Below are 20,197 nucleotides of genomic sequence, written 5' to 3' on the forward strand. Positions count from 1 at the left end.
AACCAGCATGTTTACCAGACGCGATGCATTGAAATTTTCCCTGGTCGCCAGCGCCATCTCAATTCTTCCCCTGACCGCCTCCAGGGCAGCAGGCTCGAAGCTCAACTGGCAATTCTTCCAGGCGCCAGAGGCAGGATTCCGCCGCACACCCGTGCTGCTCACCGGCAAGAAAGAGGCAATCCTCATCGACGGCGGCTTCACCCTTTCCGATGGACGCGCCGTCGCGGACGCCATCAAGTCGACCGGCAAGCATCTGAGCACCATCTATGTAAGCTGCAACGATCCCGACTACTATTTCAGCCTTGGTCCGATCGTCGAATCCTTCCCCGATGCCAAGGTCATCGCCAAGCCTGTCACCGTTGCGGCCATCCATGCCAATATCGAAGGCAAGCTTGCCACCTGGGGACCGCAACTGAAGGAGAACGGGCCAAAGAAGCTTGCCGACGTCGTCATTCCGACAGCATCGGATCTGAAGGCACTCGAGCTCGACGGCGAGAAGATCGAAATCGTCGAAGTTCCAGACATGCATGATCGCCGCTACCTTTGGGTACCGTCACTCAAGGCGGTCTTCGGGGGCGTGCTGGTGTCTTCCGGGATTCATGTCTGGGTCGCCGATGAGGCCACCCCTGAAAAGCGACAGGCATGGATCAAGGCGCTCGACGAACTGGCGGCCCGCAAGCCGAAGATCGTCGTCCCAGCCCATCAGACCGAAGGCGCGCTACAGGGTCTCGATGCCGTCAAGTTTACGCGTGACTACCTTGTCGCTTTCCATGAAGAGGAACAGAAAGCCAAGGACAGCGCGGCGCTGATTGCGGCGATGACCAAGCGATATCCCAATCTCGCCGACGTCGGCTCCCTCGAACTCGGAGCCAAGGTCGCAAAGGGTGAGATGAAGTGGGGTTAGACCTGCTCTTTGAGCAGTAAGCATACAATATCCAATTCTCGCGGTGTCGGGCAATTCCGGACACCGCATTTACAAGGCCGCCGACTGTAGATCGTATGGACGAGATCGATCCGCAACGGATCAGGACCACCTTGCCCCACCGGCTGTGACCTTTGGAGATCAGATGACATAGTCATTGACTCATCATACCAGCATGTGTTCCAATCCGCTAAGTGGACAGGATCGAGGAAGACATGACTGCAATTGCTCTCTTCGGCGCCGGCGGCAAAATGGGCTATCGTCTTGCCAAGAACTTCAAAGGCTCGCGCTTCGATGTGCGCCATGTCGAGGTCGGCGCGGCCGGTAAGGCCAGATTGAAAAATGACCTTGCCATCGATTGCGTGCCGACGGATGCGTCGCTCGACGGCGCCGATGTGGTCATCCTTGCCGTACCGGATACCGCCATCGGCAAGGTTGCTGCCGGCATTGTCGACAAGCTCAAGCCCGGCACGATGGTCGTCGCTCTCGACGCTGCTGCTCCTTTTGCCGGTCACTTGCCCAAGCGCGACGATCTTACCTATTTCGTCACCCATCCCTGCCACCCGCCGATCTTCAACGACGAGACCGAGATGCAGGCCAAGAAAGACCATTTCGGTGGCCTCTTTGCCAAGCAGCACATCGTCTCGGCGCTGATGCAGGGACCTGAAAGCGCCTACGAACTCGGAGAAGAGATCGCCAAGGTCATCTGGGCGCCGGTCATGCGTTCGCATCGGGTGACCGTCGATCAGCTGGCCATGTTGGAGCCAGGGCTTTCCGAGACGGTGTGCGCTTCACTGCTCGTCGTCATGCGCCAGGCAATGGACGAGTGCGTGGCACGTGGCGTGCCCAAAGACGCTGCCCGCGATTTCCTGCTCGGCCACATGAACGTTCTCGGCGCCGTCATCTTCGGAGAAGTCGATGGCGTGTTCTCCGATGCCTGCAACAAGGCCATCGAGTTCGGCATCCCCGCTTTGATGCGCGACGACTGGAAGAAGGTGTTCGATCCGCAGGAGATCGCCGCAAGCATCCAGCGCATCACCTGAGGAGATCCTGGGGAGGGCTCTCCTCCCCTTTCTGCCCTGCTGGGAACAGGGCCTGTTTCATAACTGGGAGGAAACCATGAAACTGACACGCAAATTGACTCTTGCCGCCCTTGCCGGTGTTCTGGCATTGGGCACTGCTATGCCTGCCTTCTCGGCAGATCTGATTGCCATCATCACACCAGCTCATGACAACCCGTTCTTCAAGGCCGAAGCGGTCGGTGCCGAAGCCAAAGCGAAAGAGCTGGGTTACGATACGCTTGTCATGTCGCATGACGACGACGCGAACAAGCAGTCCGAAGTGATTGACACGGCGATTGGCCGCGGCGCCAAGGCGATCGTTCTCGACAATGCCGGCGCCGATGCGACGGTTGCCGCCATCAAGAAGGCCAAGGATGCCGGCATCCCCTCCTTCCTGATCGACCGCGAAATCAATGTGACCGGCATCGCCGTCGCACAGATCGTATCCAACAACTACCAGGGCGCACAGCTCGGCGCGCAGGAGTTCGTCAAGCTGATGGGCGAGAAAGGTAATTATGCCGAACTCGTCGGCCGCGAAGCCGACACCAATGCCGGCATCCGTTCGCAGGGCTATCACGACGTCATCAACGACTATCCGGACCTGAAGCTTGTCGCCAAGCAATCGGCGAACTGGAGCCAGACCGAAGCCTACGCCAAGATGGAGACCATCCTGCAGGCGAACCCTGACATCAAGGGCGTGATCTCGGGCAACGACACCATGGCAATGGGCGCGATCGCTGCCCTTCAGGCTGCCGGACGCAAGGACGTCATCGTCGTCGGCTTCGACGGCTCCAACGACGTGCGCGACTCGATCAAGGCCAGGGGCATCAAGGCGACCGTGATGCAGCCGGCCTACGCCCAGGCTCAGATCGCGGTCCAACAGGCCGACGCCTATATCAAGAACAAGACGGTGCCGAAGGACGAGAAGCAATTGATGGATTGCGTCCTCATCAATGCTGACAATGCCGACAAGCTTGAGACCTTCGCGCTGAAGAACTGATGGCGGGCCGAGCACCACGGAGAGCGTGGAAACCTCACGCTCTCCGAACATGTTTCCTATGAGATAGAGGTGCATTGCATGTTGAAGATCAGAGGCGCGGCCGTGGCCGTCATGCTGGTCGCAGCGCTGCCTGGCTGCAAGATCATCAAAACGCCGACACCTGAGGAAAAGGCGGCGGAAGCGGCAAGGACCGCCTTCGATCCTGCGGCCAAGGTCGAGGCAATCTGGCAGCCGCAAGTGATTCCCGATCTTGAGAAGCGCGCGGGCGACTTCAAGACGGTGCAGCAGGCAGTCGCGTCGAACCCGGATGAGGCCGGTGCAAAATACGGAAATCCGCGCAAGCAAAGCGCATCGCCCTGGACCTATGCGGTTAAGCTCAGCGGCAAGATCGTCGCCGCGGATACTAGCTCTCGCGCAAGAACTCTCGACGTCGACGTGGATGGCGACGGCAAGGCGGATGCGAAGGTGCAGATCGGCCCGGCAATTCGGGGCACTGCGTTGCGCGATGCGCTGGACTTCCTCGATTTCAATGAATTCAGAAACCAGATCGAATGGGCACAATTCGGCAAAGCGTTCAACGAGAAGGCAAATACCTCCTTCCTCACAGCCCTGCCGCGCGACGGGCTCATGGGCAAGACGATCACGGTAACCGGCGCATTTCCGCTGCCCTCATCCGGTCAGCTTCCCCTGATCACCCCTTCGGCACTGGCGGTGGGGCGATGACCATGAGCGATCCGACAAAGGACGACATCATCCTTCGCCTGGAAGACGTATCAAAGGTCTATTCGGGCATTGTCGCGGTCAAGCGCGCCAATCTCGAGCTGCGGCGTGGCGCGGTCAATGTGCTGGTTGGTGAGAATGGCGCCGGCAAATCGACGCTGATGAAAATCATCGCGGGCGTCGAGCGACCGACCGTCGGCCGTATATTCCTCGAAGGCGAAGCCGTTCATTTTGACAGTCCGGCCGACGCCCAAGCGCGCGGTATCGGCATGATCTTCCAGGAACTCAATCTCTTCGCCAACATGTCGGTGGCCGAAAATATTTTTGCGACGCGCGAGATTACGCGCGGCATCTTCGGCATCGACCACAAGGCGCAGATTGCCAAGGCCAATGAGTTCCTGAAAAGATTGGACGCGGGCATCAATGCCGAGACCATGATCGAGGACCTGCCGATCGGGCAGCAGCAGCTTGTCGAAATCGCCAAGGCGATCTCGCTCAACGCCCGCATCCTGATCATGGACGAGCCGACATCGGCGCTGTCTGCAGCGGAAGTTGACATCCTCTTCAAGGTGATCGCCGAGCTCAAGGCGCAAGGTGTGGCCATCGTCTATATCTCCCACCGGCTGGAAGAACTCATGCGGATCGGCGATTACATCACCGTGCTGCGCGACGGTCAGATCACCGGCCAGGCGATGGTCCGCAATATCGACACGAAGTGGATCGTCCGGTCGATGATCGGATCGGACGCCAAGGACTTTGCCAAGGACGGCGGGCATGCGATCGGCAAGGAAGCCTTCCGCACCGAAGAAATCAGCCTGCCGCGCTCGACGGGCGGCCTTGCCGTGGACCACATCTCGCTGTCCGTTCGCGCCGGCGAAATCCTCGGCATCTACGGATTGATGGGCGCGGGCCGCAGCGAGTTCTTCGAATGCGTCATGGGCCGGCACATGCATTCGACTGGCAAGATCTTCATTAATGGCGTCGAGGTTCGCGAACGCGACACCACCCGCCGCATCCGGCGCGGCCTGGCGCTGATACCGGAGGACCGGCAGCGCGAGGGGCTGGTGCAGGTGCTGTCGATCGCCGGCAATCTGACGCTGGCAAGCCTCGGACGCTTCACCCGTTTCTTTCACATCGATGCCGCCGCCGAAAAGCAGGCCACGCATCACATGATCCGCGATCTCTCGATCAAGGCGCCCAATCCTGATTTCGAGGTAACATCCATGTCCGGCGGCAACCAGCAGAAGGTCGTCATCGGCAAGGCGCTGATGACCGACCCCAAGGTTCTTCTGATGGACGAGCCGAGCCGGGGTATCGACGTCGGCGCCAAGGCCGATGTCTTTCGCACCATGCGCAGGCTTGCCGGCAAGGGCTTGGCAATCCTGTTTTCGACATCGGACCTAGAAGAGGTCATGGCACTTTCTGACCGCATCGCCGTCTTAAGCAACGGCAAGCTGGTCGCAGTCTTCGAAAGAGACGCAGCAACGGAAGAAGCCATCATCGCCGCTTCGGCCAAGGGACACGGACATACAAGGGAACTCGCGTCATGACGGCAGATACCTCCACTTCTTTTGCGGCCAAGCGGTCGAATGGCTCTGCACTCCTGACGCTGATGAAACTCAGAACTTTCATCGCGCTCTTTGCGGTCATCATCTTCTTCGCCATCTTCGCGCCGAATTTCACTTCGACGGCCAACATGATTCTGATGTCGAAGCACGTCGCGCTCAACGCCTTCCTGGCAATGGGCATGACCTTCGTCATCATCACCGACGGCATCGACCTCTCCGTCGGCTCCATCGTCGGCCTGTGCGGCATGGCAGCCGGTGCCCTGATCCTCAACGGCGTCGCATTGCCGATCGGGTACACCGTCTATTTCAACATATACGAGATCATCCTGATCACCCTTGCCATCGGGCTGCTGATCGGCCTTATCAACGGGCTGCTCATCACCAAGCTCAACGTCGCGCCGTTCATCGCGACACTTGGGACGCTCTACGTCGCCCGCGGTCTCGCACTATTGTCTTCAGACGGCCAAACCTTTCCGAACCTGGTCGGCAGGCCGGAATTCGACACCACCGGCTTCGACGTCTTCGGCGCCGGCAGGCTGCTCGGCCTCCCCGTTTCTATCTGGATCCTCATTTTTCTCGCGCTGATCGCGACCTACGTCTCTCGCTCGACGCCGATCGGCCGGCACATCTTTGCTGTCGGCGGCAATGAGCGCGCGGCGCGTATGTCGGGTATCCGCGTCGATGTGGTGAAGATCTTCGTCTATATGTTCTCAGGGTTATGTGCGGCGATTGTCGGCATCATCATTTCGTCGGAACTGATGGCCGCACACCCGGCGACCGGCGAGAGCTTCGAACTCAACGCCATCGCCGCGGCTGTCCTTGGTGGCACCTCGATGTCAGGGGGACGCGGTACGATCGGCGGCACGATCATTGGCGCCTTCGTGATAGGCATTCTGTCCGATGGGCTAGTCATGATGGGCGTTTCATCCTTCTGGCAGATGGTCATCAAAGGGCTGGTCATCATCATTGCCGTGGTCGTCGACCAGGCGCAACGCCGTCTGCAACAGCGCGTAACGCTCATGCAAATGGCAAAGGCGGGATGAAGATGCAAACGGTGCTCTTGACCGGAAATGATCTAGAAATGCGGCTGAAGCTCAAGTGGTATCGACTTGATTGTTTTGCGTAATTTCGGCGATCCCATCGGGCGTTAAGCTCTTTTTCACAACTGTCTATGCGAGGAACACTTAGCTGCGCTTGGCGCGGGACCTGTCACTGCTGAGATCGATGGGACTGTCCTGCCCTCTATTTCATCTGGTACGCAGCTTCGCTAATGTCTCTTTTCGATACATCGCTGTTCCGATTGCGTGTGCCAATACTCAGCTTCAATTTCAACTCGTGATTGATCATCATAATGACCAATATCCTGACGCTTTCATTAACCGGGCCCGGCAGCCATAGCTTCAAACTTGATTCTGGCACGGGGAGCTTGACGATCGGTCCTCTCGACGGCTTGCGGCGACCTGAATTGGTGGTTGCGCCCGATGATGTGATAAACTGGCATATCTTTGATGGAATGCAGACCGGCGCCGGTTCGAATTGGCCGCGCTACATTCAATATGAGGGCAATAACACCACGCTGTTCGACTGGATGCGGGATCGCGAGACTGAGGAGGTCCATTTCGTCCCTCGCGATAATATCGACCTCGACGCTAGTGAAGTCCAACTCGATGGGTTATCGCTCTCGCCGGGAGGACATCGTATCCGGATGACCTTGCCGCGGACGCTCAAACGGCTTTCTATCATGGGTGATCCCAAGCTGGTTGCCTTCGACTTACCGCTCGGCGCCACTTGGCCCGATATTCATCTCTCCGACAATGGTGTTCTCGCCAGTATCGATGGTCTGCCCTCCCTGACCGGGGTTCGGTCGCTTGGTATTCGAAACACCGTTCTTGGTACCCCCTTCGATTGCCGTAGCCTGCTATCGCTACGCAATCTCGATCATCTACGACTCTATGGCGCAGCGGCGCATCTCGAAGCCCTCGCGGCGCTGCCGTTGAAGGGACTGGAGTTGCGCTTCGTGCCTGATCTCGGCGGCCTGCCGGATCTGACGACCTGGCCGGGACTAGGCTATTTCATCGCCTGGAATGTCGATGAAGGTGTCGGCAAGACGCTGCGGAAGGCAGCCGATCAACTGGCCCGACAACTTGGCGAAGATGGCACCTCGCAAGTCAGCAAACTCCGCAGCCGGCAGTGGTTTATCGAAGAGTGCGGGCTACCCTTCGGTGGCTGGAGCAGCAAGAACGAGAAAGCGGCCAGCAAGGCCTACAAGGCTGCCAGCAAGAGGCTGAGGGCCGCAACTATTAAGGATGAAGCCAGAGCCGCCGTCACCGTGTTCGTGGATGTGGTCAATCGCCTGTCTGGCATCGAAACCAGTGAGCGGGACGACGCTGGTGATGCCGTTGCGATGCTGGCTGCCGTCAGGCCAGATCTGATTGGCGTCGAAGAGGCTTTGGCCTGGTTCGATGAGACGCGAGATTTCTGAATCTGGGCTCTGCGTAACATAGCCCCAGTTGACCAGAAGCTGATGAGGTCGAACGGCCCTTCTCAAACGGCATCAAGTGCCTAACGTGGTCGTGTTGAAACGCCACAAAGAAGAAGAAGCGCGCCATGAAGAAGATTACCACAGTCGAGCTCGATTTGGCCAAATCCGTTTTTCAGGTTCACGGCATAGCCGAAGAAGGAGACGTGATCGTACGTCGGGCACTACCTTTACAAATCTCAACGATTACAGAAGGTTGTGGCTAGTCATATCTCCGTCCCGGACCGGGTTTCACGTCTGCCAGTCTCGATTTAAATGCCAGACCTTCGATGAACGGTCGCAATCTCAGGATTAAATGCCAAACGAGAGGGTCGAAGCGGCACACTCCAATTTGAGGCTTCGCACCTAAGTTGTCCCAGTAGCTCGCCCAGACATCCGATCAGAATATTTCAACGCCTGATTGGCGCCATTTGGCCCTGTCTCGCAAGCGATCAATCTCTACGTCTACTCTACGATAATATACGCACAGCGATCGACAAGGCTGGCATGTATATTAAACCGATCGTCGATATCTTCGATGATAGTGTCGCCACTAGAGCATCACGAATTCCTGTCAATTGGACTTCAGTTCACATCTGAGATCAAGCTCTCCGGCTTGGGGATTTTCAACGTCCGGGACAGTACTCTTGTCTCGCGCGAAGATAGCTCATATTGAGTAGCGGACCGGCTGCTTAAGAAACGAGTTACCTATGGCTTTCGCCCCTCGCCTGCGCGCCCTTGTTGCCCTCGGTTTCGGTCTTTTTCCGGCGATCTGCCAAGCGCAATCCTTTGATTGCGGCAAGGCCCAGACTGCTATCGAAAAGGCGATTTGTGCCTCTCCGGCCCTGATTTCTCAGGATGCCGCCCTGGCAGCGTCCTATCGGCAGGCCCTGGTCGATCTTGCTGGTGACCCGGCAAAGCTGAGCGATCTGCGGCAGCAACAGCGCCGCTGGCTGGCAGACCGGAACAAATCCTGTGTCCAACCGGACTCGATCGGCCTGTCGAAGTGCCTGACGACCGCATACCAGACACGACTTACGGCCCTCAAAGCAGCAGCCCCTTCGGCAGGCAGCAATAATTCCGGATCTTCTGACCAGCCGGTCAAACCGGCGGCGTCACCCGCAGTCGAAACGCAGGCGCCCGTGCTGCAGGAGCCGGCGGCACCGCCGGCCGTCGTCGCATCTCAACCCGCGCCCGCCAAAGCCTTGCCCCCGCCCGTGGCGCAGCCGCATCTGGCCCTGGAGCAACTGCCTGCCGATCAGGACGGCAGCACCCTGCTGACCGTCGATACCCCCGGCCATATCACCATCCGCACCCAAAGCAGCACGGGTGCGGCGCTCCAATTGGTGGACATGATCGCAGGCCCGGATGACCGCATGGGTGCGCCCGGCGTCACCGATGGCCGGATCGATGCGCTGCTCGACAAAGGCACCTACAAGATCCGCGTGTTCGGGGCCAAGGGAGCCACCGGTAATGTCAAGCTAACCGCACAGGCTTATCAGGAACTGGAAAGTCCCGACGCTGCTTTGACGACCGCCGCCCTCAATGCCGATCTAAGCGATCTCCAGCAAAGATCCTATTGGATCGACATTCCTGATTCCGGACGCGTCGATATCGAGGCGGTTGGACGCTCGCTTCAGGATCTGCGCTTGTGGCGAAACGGTGCCGATATAGCGGCTCTCTCGCCGAAAATGTCGATCTTCGAGTTGAAACCGGGTCTTCCCATGACCCGGGCCGTACTGACGGGAACGGTCGAGCCCGGCCGCTATCTTGTGACGGCCTATGGCGGCCAGAAACTCGTCTGGACCAACTCTGATACCGCCGAGCCGTTTCGCATCCGCATCGGCACGCAGATGTCGCTCGCGGCGGGGATCGCCGAAGGCGTGATCGGGCCTTTTGGTTCGATCCGTTTCGAGGCTCCCGCGGATCTCGACACTTTCCGTCTCGAACTGCCACAAGCGGCGCCGGCTGTGCTCCGTGCCGGTCGCATTTCCAGCACGGCAACTGCGTTTCAAAGTGCCGCCATCGGCAAGTCCAGCCGCGAACCGGTAGCCATGCTTTCGCTCTCGGCAACCGGCCAATCCGGCATTATCGAAGTGTCGGGGTATGAGGGCCAGCGCTTCCAGGTTCGGGGACTGCGGTTCAGCAACCAGGCGCAATTCGATGGCTCGGTGCCGAATCTCTTCAGTCTCGATGTTGCCGGCGAAGGCGGTGACGAGATCCCAGCCACGACCTTGCTGCTGCGCCAGGATAGCAACGGCAAGGCCGCTATCGTCGCGTCCGACTTGCCGCATTTGAGCCCAGGCCAGGCCTGGCGACGGCGCTTCAACTTGCGCGGACCGACGTCGCTGCTGTTCGAGATGACGCAGGCAGGTCAGATCGCGATCAAAACCTCGGGCGTCGCCCTGCACGCCGATATCAGCCCGGTTCTGGTCGGCAACGCGCCACGCGCCGACGGTCGCAATCCCGATCGTTTCGATTTGGACGCCGGCTATTATCTGCTGCGCCTCATGCCCGATAGCAATGCGGCCGGGATCGTCGACCTCGCCTTCGGCACGCCGGGTGTTGTCCCGCCGGTCCAACCCGCCGCGCCGGCGCGCACGACCATTTCATTTGGTATCCGGGACGCCGGAAAGGCCACGAGCTACGAGATCATCGCCAATGTAGCACCCGGCCTGTTGACGGGGCCTCGTGCCGTGGCACTGCCGGCCGATCTGCAGACACGGCCGCTGGCGCTTTGGCAACCCACCGATGCCTCGGCGCAGCAGCAGCCCGAACAGAGCCAGCCGATGTCCAACGTCCCGGCGCCTGTTCCGCAGGCTCAGGAAACGCCGGCCGATGGTGCCGACGCCCTGTCACGGCCCGCATCGCCAGCGGATTTGCTCATCGACGTGCATGTGCCGCGCGGCGGGACTGTCATCGCTGTTGATATGCGCAATGCTCCGGTCGCCTTCGCTATCAGCAACGAGCGCGTCGACGCAAAGGGTCGAACGCTAACGCTGCGTTTTCCCGCCCCCTCAGCTCCCCGCGTTGTATGCGTGAGCTGGCGACCCGATCCCGCCGCAGCCAGCCAGGGCGCGCCGGCTGTCCCCAGATCCCCGTTGATTGCCGGCCAACGACAATTCATCGATCTCGCCGAGGACGCGCAGAAATCCTATCGTCTAGACGTTGCTGAAGGGGGGCTCTATCGTATCGAAACCCTTGGCCGCCTGCAGACGTCGCTCAGCCTTGGCACGTCATTCCTGCCGAGGCTGGGAGAAGCGTCTGATAATGGCGACGGCCATAATGCCCTGCTGCAAACCTATCTGCGCGCCGGAACCTATCAGGTCGAGGTCTCCGCGCGGAATTCGTCCGGCCACCTCGGCGTCAGTGTTATGCCATCGTCACTTGCGACGGCGGCGACCCTGGTCCCCAATGGCACCAGCCGTGGCGCTTTATCGGGCGGACGCGGCGCCATCGTGCCAATCGAAATAACGGTTGCGGGATCCTATCAGCTTGATCTCTATTCGCTTGGCGGTGATCTTAATGCTCGTCTGGAGGATTCCGAGGGATGGCCGCTGACCGCACCCGGCCCGCTCTCCACGCTGAACCAGGACTTCACCCCCGGACATTACCGCCTCGTCATTCTGCCGCGTGAAGTCGATACGCGCTTTGTCGCTCGGCTAAGGCCGATTATCGACCCGCCGCAACTGCAGGGTCACGGGCCACAGCCGTTAGCCTTCAATCAGGCACAGGCATTTCAGTGGCGCGAGCCTCAAAGCAAAAGCGACGCGCGCACTCCCGATAGCTGGACCTTCGATCTCTTCGCCGATGCTGATGTCAGCATCGACCTGACCGAGGGCATGATCGGCACCCTTTTTCGCAACGACAAGGACCAGATCGCAAGATTTGTCGCCGCTCCCCAATTTACCGGCAAGTTGAAGGCCGGGCATTATCGGATCGATCTCGTCAGCCTCGCTCATGACGATCGATTGGATTATCAGATCACCTTGAATACCAAGGCCCTACAGCCTGGCGAGGCGCGCTTCGTCAACCTTCCGGCCGCGCTTTCCTTCAATGTCGACAATGACAGTGTCGTCAGCCTCAGCACATTCGGCCGTAGCGAAATCAAGGGTATCCTGAAGGACGGGCATGGCACCGTGATCGAACGGCTCGCCGGCCGCAGCGACGATTGGAACATCGCACTATCGAGCCGTCTGCCGGCCGGATCCTATACGCTGGCGCTTGACGCGGCAGCGGCGGCGGGCACGACCAGCAGCCAGCAGGCTGACAGTTCGGACAATCAGGAAACCGATACTGGCGATGGCGACCAGCCGTCTGCCGGTGACGATCAGGCCAATGCCTCGGACCTCGAGGTTCAGTTTGCCTTGCCGCAGGAGCAACCGCAGCCGATGCTTGCAGCCAACGGCACGGCGGATGTCACCGGCGCCTCAGTCTTTACTTTTCCCTTGCCTGCCAACGTGCAAGATCAACTCGCCCTGGTGGCGGCGCAATCCACCAGTGAACTGGTCCTTTCCGTCGAGAAGCGCGGGGCAGACGGAATTTGGAAGTCGCAAGCTATTGCTCGCGGCCGCATGCCCTTTGTCGCCTGGCCTGTCTCGGAGGGAGAAGCACAATGGCGCGCTTCGGTCTGGACCCTCGATGGCGGAACGGCACCCATCAAAATCGCCGCGCGTAGCATTGCTCGTGACATGCGCGAGCCCGGCGACATCGCCTTGGAGCCCGTGACCATCGATGGCCTTGGTCTCTCGCTGAACGTTGCGCTTGTGCATGCACCATCGGCGGGCCTTGTCGAACTCAGCGGCCTCACTGATCTGCTTGCCGGAGCAAGTGCCGATCGCCCGCTCGTGGCGGCAACATCAGGACTTTTTGCTCCGCAGTCGGATCGCCTGTGGCTGGTTGCTCGCCAAGACAGCCATGTGCAAGTGAACCCTGCCGAACCTAATGGCGAGATCGCGCTAACGCTTGCCCCGGGAGATCAAGCAGTTGTTCCAGCGACAGCCCCTCTGCCAGGCAAAGTGCGGTTGTGGCGCGCGGACTCGGCCTTTGGGCAGCCCGGTCTTGCTGCCGGGCACGGCATGGGCGTCAGCCTTAACAGCGCAGCCGCCCTGGCCGATCATCAGAATTTGCATGTCTGGAACGCTGCAGGCAATGACGGTTTGCAGATGCGGCTTAAGCCGATCGATGCCACCGAACTCGAAGCGGTAGCGTTGAATGGCACTTATACGGCGACCATACCCGCCTTCAGCGCGCGGCCGGTGAAGCTGCCGACGGGCGTGAAGCGGCTCACGCTTGACCTTGCGCCTGGGATCGCCGTCGTCTCCGCTCCGTCAGCCCCGCAATTGTTGAATGTCTGGTCCGGCGTTGCGCCTCTCTCACGCAACATTGCAACGTCGGCCGAAGAGATCTGGCTCGTCAACTTGACAGGTGATGCCGGCTCGGTACGTGTCGGCCTGTCGCCGGGACAGGCCATTACATTGGGTGTCGATCAGATCAGGCGCAGGTTCTTCGGCACCGTCGGATCGGAAGAGATCGCGGTCGACGCCCAAAGCGGCGATGTCCTGAAAATCTCAGGCGGCGCAGCGACCTTTGTGGGAGCCGACGGTCGGGTCTCGCGCGGCGATGGGATTTTCGTATCCGGTCCGGGTCAGCTCGTCGTCGACCATGGTGCCGGCTTGGTTGCACTCTGGTTGGAACGCAGCGGCAAGTCGCCGTGGTCCAAGCCCGAGCCAAAATCAGTTGCTCTGCCACAGAGCGTGATGCTTGAGGGTGAGGCCATGGCCTTCCGTCTCGATCCGACCCAACCGATGGTGCTAGATGTCAGCAGCGATGCGCCCGTCATTATCAGCCTGGAGCAAAATGGCCGCCGCGACCTGCAGCTGTTCCCAACGGGTGCTGAATTTCACCGCTATGTTGCTGCCGGCGAGGCGGTTCTAACGCTCTATTCCACCCACGAGGGGCCTTTGTCCGGCACCTTGGCAATGATGGCGACACCAGTCGTCCCGGTGAGCGACGGCATCGGCGCGCCGGTCGTGCTTGCACCGGGCACGACGGCCTTGTTTGGCTTCGAGGTCAAGAATAGCGGTAATATCGGCGCCGGCTTGCGCTCCGATCCGGACCTTGCCATTGGCCGCCTGCTGGATGCGAAAGGCCAGTTGCTCGGCGAGGGTATCAACCAGCTCAAGCAGCTTGAGGCTGGTTATTATCTTCTGGAAGCGCGTGCGCCGGCTGACGCGCCAACTCTGGTCGTCAGGCCCACGGTGGTTGGCTTGTCGCCACCGCCCGCTGGTCCACCGCCTGAAATTATCAATGATTATCTGCAGCGTGCCGGTTTGAAGCCCTCGGGATCGAAGTGAGAGACCAATGAAAAAGATTGTATTTCTCCTTGCCCTGGCTTTGGCGTCTTCAACGCTGATCTCAAGCGGTTACGCACAGCAGGGCGCTCCGTCGCCGACACTCGATGCGTTACAGCGCGCCGATGGCGTCAAGATCGTGCCGGAGAAATTCCTGCGCGCCTATGATCCCGTGACGATTTTCTTTCCCGCGGATACAGGCCCGGCAACTGGCGGTGCAGAGGATTCTCCAGAGCGTTTCGCGACAATGGAGCCAGCTGTCGCCGGTGCATGGCAGTGGCTTGGCCCACGCGCCTTGCAGTTTCGTCCCGCGGACAAGTGGCAACCACTCGCGCGCATCAAGATAAGGATGCTGGGTCATGATAAGGAGGCCGGTGGCGAGACAGGGTTGATACCGCTTTTGCCAGTCCCGGTGTCCACGCTTCCTGCCTCAGGCGGCGATCCCGTCAACGAGCTCGATCAGATCACGTTGACCTTCGCCGAACCGGTTGATGTCGCCGCACTCACCCGCCTTCTGTCGATCGAGCTGCGTCCGGCGCCCGGGATCGGCGACGAAGGCGGTTTGACGTTAGGCGCAAAGGATTTCGATATCCAGCCGCTTGAGCGCAACAGCCGCAGCGACCAGCAATCCTATGTCGTGAAGCTGCACACAAGCGTCCCCGATGGCCGCGTCGTGCTTGTGCGGCTGAAGCTCGCCGATACGCCCGATTTCAGCGATCAGATCTTTGAATTGCGCGCGCGCACCGCCGTGCCCTTCACCATGACCAATTCCGACTGCGGGCGCGGCTTCGACGCGGCCACGACGGATGGCATCATGCGCTGCAGGTCAAACGCGACAGCTAGCGATTCCAGCGGCGCGGTCGATGATAACGGCAACCCCGTCGACAATTCCGATGGCAGGGCTCTAGCCTCTCGATCGGGCCAGGGTCGAGGCCTGATTTTCCGGTTTTCGAGCAATCCAGTGGCCGGAGCGCAGTTGTCGGCTCGTGACGCCTTGCGCATTTCCCCGCCTGTTGACGACCTCACGGCGGAAGCAAGCAGCGGACGTCTCTATGTCCATGGCCGCTTTCTCACGGACAAGGTCTATACGCTCAACGTTGCCACGGGTGCTCTGAAGGATGATCGCGGAAGGCCGCTCGCGAGCGGTTTCAGCCAGAAATTCGCCTTTTCGCCGGAACAGTCCTCGCTCGTCTGGGATGCATCGCAGGGCGTTGTCGAGCGTTTCGGCCCACAGCTCGTGCCGTTGCGTGGCCGCGGCTACGATCGGGCCGATGTGCGTATCCACGCGATTGACCCGCTTTCACGCGATTTCTGGCCCTTCCCGCAATCCGGGCTAGATACAAAGGATGACGAAGCGCCGCCTCTGCCCGGCAAGGAGCCGCAGAAATGGGCGACTGGCGATGACATTTCGGCCGATGCCATTGGAGCACGCGTAAAGGCTCTGGGATCGCCAGCCATTTCCCAGTTCGTGGATCTTCCCATTCACAAGGGCGGCGTCGACACCAAGTTCGGTCTGGACCTCAAGCCTCTCTTCGCCAAAATTGTTGGTGCGGACCAACCCGGGACCTATCTCGTTGGCTTGCGCGCGGTCGATAATCAAACCCGCCATTGGCTGCGTGTGCAGGTCACCGACCTGACCTTGAGTGCGGTGGAAGAACAGGACCGGGTACGCTTTGCCGTCACATCGCTCGGCACCGGCAGTCCGATCGGCGGTGCGCGGATACAACTGGATGGTTTGCGGGACGGGAAATACGTCACGCTCGCGACGGGGACGACGGATGCACAGGGCTTCTTTTCCTGGGAACTCAAGCAACGCGCTGAGGCCAAGATCCGCCGCGTGATCGTGACGAAGGGGCTGGATACTCTCGTGATCGACCCCGATCACGCCCCGGCGCAATATGCCCAGAGCAACTGGACCAAACCGGCGGTTTCCTGGCTGGATTGGACCACCAATCCGGACGAGGATCGCGCAGAGCAGGCGCGCACCCTCTGCCATGTCTTCACCGAGCGGCCGATCTACCGCCCGGAGGAGCCGGTGCATATCAAGGGATATGTCCGCAGCTATCTCGGCGGCCACTTGACGCTACCCAAGCAGGGCGGCCAGATCGTGATTACCGGCCCCGACAAACAGGAATGGCGCGTACCGGTGAAGCTGGACGCAGCTGGCAGCTTCTACCACAAATTCGATGCCGAGACGCCGGCGACCGGCGATTATGAGGTTCACTTCGAGCCGGGCGACGTGGCGAAGGCGGCAGACCAAACGAAACCGGAGCAGAAATCCGGTAATGACGACGAGAATGTCGATGGTCAGACAAACGATAACAATACGGATGACGGCAAGGCAGACGATGCCCCGTCCGATACCACCCAGCCCGCCGATGCCAACGGTAACACCACCGCTAGCGACGATGCCAGCGATACGGCTGATAACACGAGCCAATGCGGCGGTATCTCCTTCAAGAAGGAGGCCTATCGCCTGCCCACATTCGAAGTCGTGCTCAACAACCCGCAGACCGCAGCGCTGGATTCCGCCTTCAACGTCGATCTGATTGCGCGCTATTTTGCCGGTGGCCTGCTGGCGGATCGGCCGATTCGCTGGCGCGCCGTGCAGTATCCCTACAATTGGACGCCCCCCGGCCACGACGGCTTCCTGTTTTCAACGGATTCCCGCTACTCCGGCGGTGACGAGTTCAAGTCTTCGCCCGCGCTCGAACGCGATGGCAGCACGGATGCGGGTGGCGCTTCGCGTATCAGCTTCGACACGACGATCGAACCCACCGCGCAACCGCGCCGCTACATGATCGAGGCGACCGTTACCGGTGACGACGATCTGCAGGTACGCAGCATCACCAATGTCTATGCCGTCCCGCCTTTCGTGCTTGGCTTGAACGTGCCGCGCTATGTGCCGAAACCCGGTGCCATCGAACCGGAGATCCTGGCTGTCGATGGCAATGGCGATCCTGTGGCCGGGCTGGAGATGACGGCGCGCCTGATCCATCGCAACTGGACCTCGACCCTACAGGCGAGCGACTTCAGCCAGGGTTCGGCGAAATACGTCACCCAGGAGATGGACGAGACCGTGCTGGAGCGAAAGATTACCAGCACGAAGAATATTCAGACCCTTGCGCTTAATGCAACCGACGCCGGCGTCTATATCATCCAGCTAGAGGCCACCGACAAGATTGGTCGCCGCCAGCAGGTGAGCGTCGACTTCTTTGTGGGCGGCAACACACCGGTCACCTGGGCACAGGCTCCCGCACGCACCGCAGTCGTAACCACCGATAAAGACAGTTACATCCCCGGCGAAACGGCCAATCTTCTGATCCAATCCCCGTTCCAGACAGCACGCGTTCTGGCCGTCATTGAGGAGCCGGAGGGTAAGTTCCGCTACGATTGGGTCGATATCGCCGATGGCTACGGTCATTATGCGGTGACCGTCCGCAAGGAATATATGCCTGAGATCCCCGTACACTTCCTCATCATGCGAGGGCGGCTGGAAACCAGCACTCCCTCGCCGAACGCACCCTTCGACCAAGGCAAGCCTGTCACAATCGCCGCCACGAAGACTGTCATGGTGAAGCCGGTGAAGAACACCGTCACCATTACTCTGGATTATCCGAAGAAGGCTCGCCCCGGTGACCAGGTGGAGGTCACGCTGCATCTGGCCGATGATCTGGGCCATCCGATCGCGGGCAATGCCACCTTCTGGATGATCGACCAGGCCGTTCTATCGCTCGCACCCGAGCAGCCGCTGGATCCGCTGCCGAATTTCATCGTCAAGCGCAAATCCACGATGGCTCTGCGCGATACCCGCAACATGGCCTTCGGTATCATTCCTCTCGACGAGGTGCCGGGCGGCGATGAACGCGAGGATTGGGGCACGGACAATAATATTTCCGTCCGCAAGAATTTCACGCCGGTCCCGATCTATCTCCCCGACGTGAAGGTCGGCCCGGATGGCATTGCGAAAATCAAGGTGAAGCTGCCGGATTCGCTCACCGTCTTCAAACTGCGCGCCAAGGCCGTCAGCGGCCCGGACCGCTTCGGTTACGGCACCGGTGAAATGCTCATCCGGCAGGAAATCGTGGCCCAGCCCGCCCTGCCCCGTTTCCTACGGTCCGGGGACCAGTTCGAGGTAGGCGTCATTGCCCGCGTGGTCGAGGGTGGCGGTGGCGGCGGTGTTGCCACCATCGCATCCGATGGCCTGACGCTGCAGGGCAGCAAGGATCTCCCCTTCGTGTGGGAACAGAACAAGCCGGCTCACATCGGCGTTCTCGCGGCGGTGCCCGAGCCAAAACCCGGCAACGAGGATGTGCGGCTGCGCTTCGGCGTCGAGCGCCAGACGGACCATGCTCGCGATACCGTGGAAATCACGCTGCCGGTGAAGCCGGACCGCACCCCCACCAGGCACTACGAGATCGTCGAAATCCCGGCGGGCGGTTCGAAAACGCTGTCGGCGCCACAGGAGGATGTTCGCCCCGGATCGTTCCAGCGCGTCATGACCCTGACGTCCGATCCAGCATTGGCAAAGCTGGTTGCCGGGCTCAACGTCTTGGTGGAATCTCCCTATGGTTCCACCGAGCAACGGATATCGCTCGCCTCCTCCGGTGTCGCCTTCAAGAGCTTCGCACCCATCCTGGCGGCGGCGAGGCTGGACAAACGCATAGATGGCGATGTCCACAATACCGTGCTGGCCATCGGCCAGGCGGTCGATGCCGACGGTCTTGTCGGCTTCTGGCCGCATAGCAAGGGCAATGTCTCGCTGACGGCCTGGGCCTATTCCTTCCTGGTGGCGGTAGACAAGGCGGGTGAGCCGACCGACAAGGCTTTGACGGATCGTCTTGCCAGCGTCCTGAAACTGTCGCTCCGTTCGGATTATCCTCATCTCATCACCGGTGACGAGATCCGCGAGCGGGTCGAGGCCCTGACGGCTCTGGCTGAAGGCGGCAAGCTCGACCCGGCTTATACGGCCGAACTGGCCCGTTCGGCGGCCTTGATGCCGAATGTCAGCGTTGCCCGAATGACCGCGGCAGCGGCCGGCGCGCCGGATGCCGACCAGCGTCTGGTTGGTGGCCTGGCCGATGCGATGTGGTCGCGCGTTCGCATTCTCTCTCGCAATGGCGAGCTGGTCTATAATGGTCAGGCGCAGGATGGCGGCAACCCTATCATCCTGCCCTCGGAAGCCCGCAGCCTTGCCGAAATGGCGCGCGCGGCGGCTTTGACCTCGGAAACGGATCCGCGCTATCCCGCTCTGAAAAATGCCTTGCTGCAATTGGGCAAAGGCGACGGCTGGGGCTCGACCAATGCCACTTCGGCTGCGATCCGCGCGATTGCGGCCGCGTGGCAGAGGCCAACGACGCCCTTGTCGTTGAAGGTTGCTCAGAATGGGAATGTCCAACCTCTCACGCTGGACGCAAATACACCCGTGTTGCGGCAGGTCACCCTGGATCCAGGCAGCGTCACCATCAACAATATGGGGACAACATCCGCTCTCGCGCTGGTGGAAACCAGCTATCTCCCCGCCGAAGCCGGCTACAAGGCGCAGGCCCAGAGCCAGGGCTTCGCCCTGACGCGCACGCTCTATCGCGCCGCCGCCGGCGATGCGCCGCTGGAGAAGCTGACGCCCGATGCCAAGGGCACGATTGCGCTGAAGGTAGGCGATGTATTGGAAGAGAGGGTCGAACTGGTCGTGTCTGAAGATCGCACCCATGTGGCTCTTACCATGCCGCTTCCAGCAGGGCTGGATCCGCTCAACCCTAACATCGCCACCGCTCCGGCCGAGGCGACGCCTGCGGTAGCGTCAACCCTGCCCTCGGATTGGGTTTCCTATGGGGATGATCAGGTATTTTCTGCCTCCGACAGGCTGCCGAAGGGCAATTATACCTTTGCCTATCGGATGCGCGCCCTGATCCCCGGTTCCTATACGCAGCCACAAGCCCTAGCGGAGACCATGTATCAAAAGGGCGTGCAGGGAACGAGTGCTGCGGTGCAGATCGTGGTGGCGAAATAAGCCATCGCGCTCAGAACAAATATCAGGCAAGGAGCCGGCCAGCCG

The 20,197-nt window shown here is 60.4% G+C and carries 10 protein-coding genes; all 10 read left to right on the plus strand.

Annotated features, from left to right (window positions below; genetic code table 11):
- Positions 1-7 precede the first annotated feature (7 nt).
- The 10 genes from QD409_RS23030 (at position 8) to QD409_RS23075 (ending at position 20,152) form a co-directional block, all read left to right on the plus strand.
- Positions 8-904, plus strand: a complete 897-nt coding sequence (locus QD409_RS23030) for an MBL fold metallo-hydrolase (RefSeq protein WP_430763758.1) — start codon at positions 8-10, stop codon at positions 902-904.
- A gap of 233 nt (positions 905-1,137) precedes the next feature.
- On the plus strand, positions 1,138-1,965 hold the full coding sequence (locus QD409_RS23035; protein WP_430763759.1) for a phosphogluconate dehydrogenase C-terminal domain-containing protein: 828 nt from the start codon (positions 1,138-1,140) through the stop codon (positions 1,963-1,965).
- A gap of 76 nt (positions 1,966-2,041) precedes the next feature.
- On the plus strand, positions 2,042-2,983 hold the full coding sequence (locus tag QD409_RS23040; protein ID WP_430763760.1) for a D-ribose ABC transporter substrate-binding protein: 942 nt from the start codon (positions 2,042-2,044) through the stop codon (positions 2,981-2,983).
- Between the two features lie 78 nt (positions 2,984-3,061).
- Complete coding sequence (locus tag QD409_RS23045; RefSeq protein WP_430763761.1) at positions 3,062-3,706, plus strand: DUF2291 family protein; 645 nt, start codon at positions 3,062-3,064, stop codon at positions 3,704-3,706.
- Positions 3,703-5,253: a sugar ABC transporter ATP-binding protein gene (locus QD409_RS23050; RefSeq protein ID WP_430763762.1), complete on the plus strand. Its 1,551-nt coding sequence runs from the start codon at positions 3,703-3,705 to the stop codon at positions 5,251-5,253. The genes QD409_RS23045 and QD409_RS23050 overlap by 4 nt, the downstream gene beginning before the upstream one ends.
- Positions 5,250-6,314, plus strand: coding sequence for an ABC transporter permease (locus QD409_RS23055; RefSeq protein ID WP_430763763.1), 1,065 nt, complete (start codon positions 5,250-5,252; stop codon positions 6,312-6,314). Before QD409_RS23050 ends, QD409_RS23055 begins: the two co-directional genes overlap by 4 nt.
- Before the next feature lie 383 nt (positions 6,315-6,697).
- The gene (locus QD409_RS23060) at positions 6,698-7,753 is read left to right on the plus strand and encodes a hypothetical protein (RefSeq protein WP_430763764.1); all 1,056 of its coding nucleotides are present in this window, start codon (positions 6,698-6,700) and stop codon (positions 7,751-7,753) included.
- Positions 7,754-7,878: 125 nt separating this feature from the next.
- The gene (locus QD409_RS23065) at positions 7,879-8,016 is read left to right on the plus strand and encodes a hypothetical protein (protein WP_430763779.1); all 138 of its coding nucleotides are present in this window, start codon (positions 7,879-7,881) and stop codon (positions 8,014-8,016) included.
- 483 nt (positions 8,017-8,499) lie between these two features.
- Entirely contained in the window at positions 8,500-14,145 is a 5,646-nt protein-coding gene (locus tag QD409_RS23070; RefSeq protein ID WP_430763765.1) for a lysozyme inhibitor LprI family protein, read from the plus strand.
- Positions 14,146-14,152: 7 nt separating this feature from the next.
- On the plus strand, positions 14,153-20,152 hold the full coding sequence (locus tag QD409_RS23075) for an alpha-2-macroglobulin (RefSeq protein ID WP_430763766.1): 6,000 nt from the start codon (positions 14,153-14,155) through the stop codon (positions 20,150-20,152).
- The last annotated feature ends 45 nt before the right edge of the window (positions 20,153-20,197 follow it).

It is taken from the genome of Rhizobium sp. BR 315 (assembly GCF_050577975.1).
In the GTDB taxonomy this organism is placed as follows: domain Bacteria; phylum Pseudomonadota; class Alphaproteobacteria; order Rhizobiales; family Rhizobiaceae; genus Rhizobium; species Rhizobium miluonense.